This window comes from Streptomyces colwelliae, from assembly GCF_048158785.1.
GTDB lineage: Bacteria > Actinomycetota > Actinomycetes > Streptomycetales > Streptomycetaceae > Streptomyces.
Genome location: NZ_JBLTJC010000532.1, coordinates 1 through 5,753 on the forward strand (window position 1 = coordinate 1; position 5,753 = coordinate 5,753).

The window sequence follows — 5,753 nt, forward strand, 5'->3', positions numbered from 1 at the left end:
CTCGTTGTCGGCGGCCACGTCGGCGGACTGCTGCTTGGGGATCTCGACGCTGTCGACGGCGTCCGCGGCCTCGACGGTTTCGACGGCCTCCGTCGCCGTCGTCTCCACCGTGTCCTCGGCCCCCGTCGCCGCTCGTTGCTGCGGCGCGAGCGAGCTCGTCGGCGAAGTAGGCGAGGAGCCGGGCGTAGAGCTGCCCCTTCTCCCCACGCGGCGTGCGGGGTGGATCCGATTCCCAGGTCCACACCGTCTCGCGGCGCACGCTGGTCGCCTTGCCCATCTGCGTCACGGTCCAGCCGAACTCCTCGCGGAGCCTGACGCGTGCGGCCGGGTCCGGCAGCGGCGGCACCGGGCCGTCGACCGGGATCCGTGCGAGCACCGCCGTTACCGGGTCGGTTGCCGGGTCCACTTCCACCTCCACCCTCAAAAACAGGATCTAACGCGAATCTAACGTACCCGCACCGACCGCCGATTGCAAGTTCTGTTTGCATTTCAATGTGCATTATGGTTGTTGCTTGTTCTGGTTTCAAGATGTAAGTTGATTGCTCGTTGAGAGGGGCCGCCGCTGGATGGCGGGCGCGCCCCCAAACAGGGGCGGCACACACCGAGCCCACCCCCGTCCGAGCTGGGAGCCCCGTTCCTGTCGGGCATGACACCTGAGGAGTACGACAGCCATGGCCTTTCCCTCTCGGCACGTTCTGCCCCCTGAGCCCGGGGAGCCTGCCGCGCCCGGGTCGCGGATCACCGTGGAGGCCGGCGACATCCTGATGCGACGAGGTCTCAACGATCACGCCCGCTCGGCCCACGTGAACGTGATCGAGGCCGCCAAGGCGCTGGAGGACTTCCGCCTCGGTCGCAACGCCGCGCTGGAGCGCGCTGAGATCCTCGCCCGCCGGGCCGTCACGACCTTCCAGGAGCGCACCGGCGAGCACGACGAGGCCGCTTGGCAGGCCGTCGTGGTTTACATGGTGGAGCTGTGGGCGAGCCGCTACACCGCGGGCCGCCCGGCCGCCTTCGACCCGGCCCCGGCCCCGCCGTCCCTGTTCACCCCGGGGCACCCGCTGCGGCTGGAGACGGTCAGCCGCGATGCCCACGACCACGTCCTCGGCGCCGGCCGGTCGCTGGAGCGGGCGGCGCGCGGCGTGGACACGATCGACATCGCCCGCGCACAGCACGGCATGCACGAAGCCGCCCGGCTGCTTCATGACCAGCTCGACGGTCTGTCCACGCCGCTGTGGGTGCTCATCAGCCGGTTGTGCGCCGAGATCCACGCGGAGAACCTCCGCATTCTGAAGACGCCCGCCCCGGGCACCTCGGCCTGAACCTCTTCTCGTCGTCGCCGGGCGCATGCCCGCTGCCCGGCATCACCCCTTCGCCACCAGCCAGGAGTTCACCATGAGCATCACCACGCCCGTCTTGTCCGCCGTCGGCCCCGTCCGGGCCGGGCAGCTGTGGCAGGACATGGCCCCCGACATGGTCGATCGCGAGCGGATGCTGCGCGTGGTCGCCGTGGGCGCGACACACGCCGACTGCGTGGTCGAGCGCGACAACAGGCCGGGCGCGGCCGGCCGCAAGGCGCGTCCGCTGGCACTGAGGCGCTTCGCGACGAGCGCCTTCACCCTGATCGAGGACGTCGTCGACGACGCCGACCAGCTCGTCTACGCCCGTTTCCTGGCGGCGATCACGGGCGTGCAGGGCGGCAGTCCGTCACCCGTGGAGTACGCGACCGCGGCGCTGCGCGTACACAAGGAGCTCACCGCCGAGGCAGCGAAGGGCCAGGACTGACCCGGCCCTCGGCACCCGCCTGTCCAGCCGCGCGGCGGCCGCCCGAGGGTGGCCGCCGGTCCCGCACCCCGCTAACCCACGGCCTGGTGGCCGATTCGTGTGATCGCTGATGGAAGGAAGCAGAGAAGAGATGGCGTTGTCGGCGAAGACCGGGGCCGCCCAGGCCCCGGACACCGCGTCCGGAGACGAGGTGTTGCAGTCCGGTGAGATCGTGGCCGTGGAAGGCTGGCCGGGCGAATGGGAGCTGATGGAGCCCGGGCCCGGTCCTGGTGTGTGGACCGTGGAGTCCGCGCGGCTCGAAAACCGGGTGAGCGCGCAGGCCGCGGTGAGCGCGCTGCAGCGCCTGGTTGACGCTCCCCACGTGCGGCGGGGCGACCTGGTGATGCAGTCCTACCCCGAGCAGGAGCGTGCCGCAGTGGTCGGCACCGTGTTCCGGCTGGGCCAGTGGGTGGCGGTGAAGTCGTACACGCTGCCCGACGGCAGGGTCTGGCGCACGATGGACGCGGTCGACCGGCTGGAGGTGGTCACGCCGGAGCAGCTGGCCGCGGCCGTCCGCCGGGATGTCACCCACGGCGCGCACCGGGGCCGGATCGTGCAGGCAGTCGTGTCCTCGCGCGCCGGGCAGTTCCGCGTGGTGTGCACCTGTGCGCCGGGGGCCGGCGAGATCTGCCGCGACGGCCGCAAGGTCACCTGGTGCCCCAGCCTGAACAGCGCCCGGGACCTGTGGGACTGGCACGTGTACGGCACTGACCCTGCCGGGAGCGCCTCGTAGTTGTCCGAATCCCGGTGACCGCCGCAAAGGTGGAGCCACCCTTTGGCCGGACACAGGACTCCTCGGCCTCACCGGGGCGAGAATGGCGGCCATGTCACTCTCCCTGGCCCGCTGTGTGGAAGCGGTTGCCCGCCTGCTGGATGCCTGCGGCCCGCTGGAGCCGGTCCGGCTGTGCATGAGCGAGGCGGACGTGCAGGCGGAAGTGTGCGCGAGCGGGCCGGCCGCCTCGGCGAGCATGGCGCGGCTGGCAGCAGCGTGCGGCGAGGCGGCCGGCCTCCCGGCCCACCGTGACGGTGTGCTGACGGTGGACCTGGAGGGGGAGCTGCTCCTGGTGGCCGCCGTGGATGCACCGGTGCGCGGCGGCGTCCCGGGGGGACGGCTGACGTCGGCGGAGGCAGCGGCCGAACTGCTGCGGACACTGGTCCCGTGGACGGCCGCACTGGACCAGGAGCGGTTGCCGGGGGCGCAGTTGTGGGTGGAGGACGACGGCCGGGGTTTCACGGTCCGGCTGCTGGCGACAGCCGCGAGCAGTGACGACATGGAGGGGGTCGCCGCTGCCGCCGGCGCAGGGCTGGAGCGGATCCGGACCCGGCGCACCGACAGCGGACTGGACGGCCAGGGATGTCTCCCGTGCGGGCGGACCGTCCACCTCGGGGTCGTCCCCCTCTCCTGACCACCGGCGGCGGCTGATGTCCCCGTCCGGTGCACGGTGCGCAGCGGGCGGAGTCGGCTGAGGATCCGCCCCACCGGCTGGTCCGCGCTCTCCCGCGCGGGAGGAGCATGCCGAGGCCCCGGCCCATCGCCCGCGTGAGGCGTGAGGAGCGGCGGTCCGGCGTGGGCGGTGGCCTGCTTCCCCCGAGGGTGGGAGAGCTGCACGAACTTCCGATCGTTGTTGCTTATTGGCATTTCAATATGTAAGATTGTTCGTGTTGAGGGCACTTCTTCCCTCCAACGCACATCGCTTGGAGCTGCACTGCAGCTCCCCCATGCCCCCTTCCGGAGAACTCCCATGTCCGAAGCCGAAGTCGTCCGCACCGTCATAGCCCGGCTCGTCGCCGAGGCCGACGAGACCCAGGCGCAGCTCATCCACGAACTCGCCCGCCAGGCCGGCTACCTGTGGCGCTGCGGGAACCCGGCCTGCCCCGACTACAACGACCGGGGCCGGCGCTACTGCCAGGGCTGCGGCTGGGGCCGCAAGGGCAAGCCGGTCGGCGACGTCCACCCGTGCATGTACACCGAACGCCGGTGGACCAGGCTGCGCCGCGCGCTCCTCAAGCACTACGCCCCCGATGCCCCGATGCCCGACGCCGTGGTCTTCGACTACTGGGGCGGGCCCGGCTGGCGCGGCGCCGAGGTCACCGAGATGTACGGCGGCATGACCGAAGAGATCACCGACGGCTTCCGCGACCGGGCCCGCTTCGAGGACATCGCCGCCGCGCTCGACTCCCTCACCAAGTGGTCGGAGCCGAGCTATGGCGAACACATCCGCGTCGTCCTGACCCCTTGAACCCCGCCGCCCGCCGGGGTCCGGCGAGCAACCGCTGGGCCCTGGGGCCGCAGAGAGCGAACCCGCCGTGTCCACTCTGCTGATCGGCTGCTGGTCCAAGGACCGCGCCACCCTCAGCATCACCGCTTCCCACCAGGTCGCCGACGGGGACCAGGCCGCCATCGACGCCCTCACCCGGCCCGCGTTCGCCCAAGGCGCGAACTGGGCGTGCGAGTTCGACGTCGACGCACATCGTCGCGCCGTGCAGCGCGCGTACGAGGAGTTCGCCCGCGACGACGGCGCCTGGGTCGACGACACCGTCGAGCACTACGAGCCCGACGCCTACTGACCGTCCCACCACCGGGCGGCCTTGCACCCCGGGCCGCCCGGCCCCCTCCCTCTCCCGCGCCTCCACATCCGAAGGGCTCCCGCATGCTCGACCACACCGAATTCGAATGGGTCCCCGCCGACGCCACACCGGTCCTGCTCTACCCCGGCTTCACCTCCGACGACGCGCTCGTGGAGCCCGGCGAGATCACCGCCGCCGTCTACAACGGCAGCGACGGCATCGCCCTCCACGGCACCCGCGACGAGGTGCTCGCCCTCCTCCTCCGGCTCGCCGACGCCGTCCGCAACGCTCCGCCCGTCCCGACCACGGAGGCGTGCATCGCAGCCTCGACCGACCCCTCCACCTGGGTGCCGGGACCACTCACCGAATCGCTGGCCCCGAGCACCAGGGCCTGGCCCCTGTGCGATTCCGAGACCCCCCAGCCCATCGCGGCCGACCCCCGCCTGGCCACCTGTTCCAACTGCGTCGACGCCTTCAACGAGCACGGGCCGCTGACCCCCCTCCGCCTCGTCCACTTCCTCCCCGACCAGCCCTGACCCACCCACCGCGAAGGCCGCTTCCGTGACCAACTCCAAGCCTGCGCGCCGACCGAAGCCCCTCCCCGAGATCGGCGCCACCTACGCCGAGCGCAGCGAGCTGTGGCGCCACCACATCCTCGGCGCACGCCAGGTTCATGTCTGGACCGTCACCAGCCACATCGACGGCCGCGTCGCCTTCAACGGCCACACCGAGCCGACGTTCTCCGCCTACTGGATCGGCAAGCACCTGATGCGCTGCGAACCCGACGGCTCCCCCACCGACCCCACGTACGTGGAGCGCGAACGTGCCCGCCTCCAGGACATGGAGAGGCAGCACGCCGCCCTTCCCCCGCTCGACCAGGTCATCAACGAACTGATCGCCGAGAAGCTCCGGCCCTCCCGACCACACCCCGTTCCGGTGCCGGGCCCCGCAGGGGCCCGGCACCCCGACCTGAGGCACCCATGAACACTCCGCATGACGCAGCCGGCTCTCTCTACGAAGCCCTCCTCGCCGAAGCCCAGCAGTGGGCGTGCGACGACGCCGAGGACCAGAAGGTGCTCGACGCGATCGACTACGCGCCCACCCCGCACGACAAGCTCGCGCTGCTGCAGAACTCCAACCTCGTCCCCTACGAACCGGTCTGGTGAGGTCGGCGAGTCCGTCGTCAAGCCGGAGAAGGGGTGATGCCGCCGACCTCGACGACACAGTCGGCGGCGAACACGATGAGCAGGATCGTGCGCAGCGGCCACGATCGTCTCCGCCAGGAACCGCCGCTCGATCTTCCACACCCCGTACAGCTCGCGCCGCCGGCTTGGCGGCAGTTGGCAGCAAGAGCGTCGTCCACA

9 protein-coding genes and 1 pseudogene are annotated in these 5,753 nt (G+C 71.3%); 9 read left to right on the plus strand and 1 reads right to left on the minus strand.

The features are described from left to right. The first annotated feature begins 671 nt into the window (after window positions 1–671). From ACNFOC_RS49910 to ACNFOC_RS49950, 9 genes are all read left to right on the plus strand, one after another. The gene (locus tag ACNFOC_RS49910; RefSeq protein ID WP_416965627.1) at window positions 672–1,319 is read left to right on the plus strand and encodes a hypothetical protein; all 648 of its coding nucleotides are present in this window, start codon (window positions 672–674) and stop codon (window positions 1,317–1,319) included. Window positions 1,320–1,392: 73 nt separating this feature from the next. Beyond that, window positions 1,393–1,782, plus strand: coding sequence for a DUF6354 family protein (locus ACNFOC_RS49915; RefSeq protein ID WP_212728852.1), 390 nt, complete (start codon window positions 1,393–1,395; stop codon window positions 1,780–1,782). Between the two features lie 130 nt (window positions 1,783–1,912). After that, window positions 1,913–2,554: an endonuclease V gene (locus ACNFOC_RS49920; protein ID WP_416965628.1), complete on the plus strand. Its 642-nt coding sequence runs from the start codon at window positions 1,913–1,915 to the stop codon at window positions 2,552–2,554. A 91-nt stretch (window positions 2,555–2,645) separates the two neighbouring features. Then, the gene (locus tag ACNFOC_RS49925) at window positions 2,646–3,227 is read left to right on the plus strand and encodes a hypothetical protein (protein WP_416965629.1); all 582 of its coding nucleotides are present in this window, start codon (window positions 2,646–2,648) and stop codon (window positions 3,225–3,227) included. Window positions 3,228–3,563: 336 nt separating this feature from the next. Beyond that, window positions 3,564–4,061 carry a hypothetical protein gene (locus tag ACNFOC_RS49930; RefSeq protein ID WP_416965630.1) on the plus strand — a complete coding sequence of 166 codons (498 nt, stop codon included), beginning with the start codon at window positions 3,564–3,566 and terminating at the stop codon, window positions 4,059–4,061. Window positions 4,062–4,128: 67 nt separating this feature from the next. Then, window positions 4,129–4,389 (plus strand): hypothetical protein, encoded by a 261-nt coding sequence (locus tag ACNFOC_RS49935; protein ID WP_212728849.1) that lies wholly within the window; start codon window positions 4,129–4,131, stop codon window positions 4,387–4,389. Window positions 4,390–4,472: 83 nt separating this feature from the next. After that, on the plus strand, window positions 4,473–4,925 hold the full coding sequence (locus ACNFOC_RS49940; RefSeq protein WP_212728848.1) for a hypothetical protein: 453 nt from the start codon (window positions 4,473–4,475) through the stop codon (window positions 4,923–4,925). A 25-nt stretch (window positions 4,926–4,950) separates the two neighbouring features. Then, window positions 4,951–5,373, plus strand: coding sequence for a hypothetical protein (locus ACNFOC_RS49945; RefSeq protein ID WP_416965631.1), 423 nt, complete (start codon window positions 4,951–4,953; stop codon window positions 5,371–5,373). Further along, on the plus strand, window positions 5,370–5,555 hold the full coding sequence (locus tag ACNFOC_RS49950; protein WP_416965632.1) for a hypothetical protein: 186 nt from the start codon (window positions 5,370–5,372) through the stop codon (window positions 5,553–5,555). Before ACNFOC_RS49945 ends, ACNFOC_RS49950 begins: the two co-directional genes overlap by 4 nt. A gap of 17 nt (window positions 5,556–5,572) precedes the next feature. Here the strand turns inward: ACNFOC_RS49950 and ACNFOC_RS49955 are convergent. Then, a pseudogene (locus ACNFOC_RS49955) lies at window positions 5,573–5,753 on the minus strand (hypothetical protein); the annotation flags it as partial.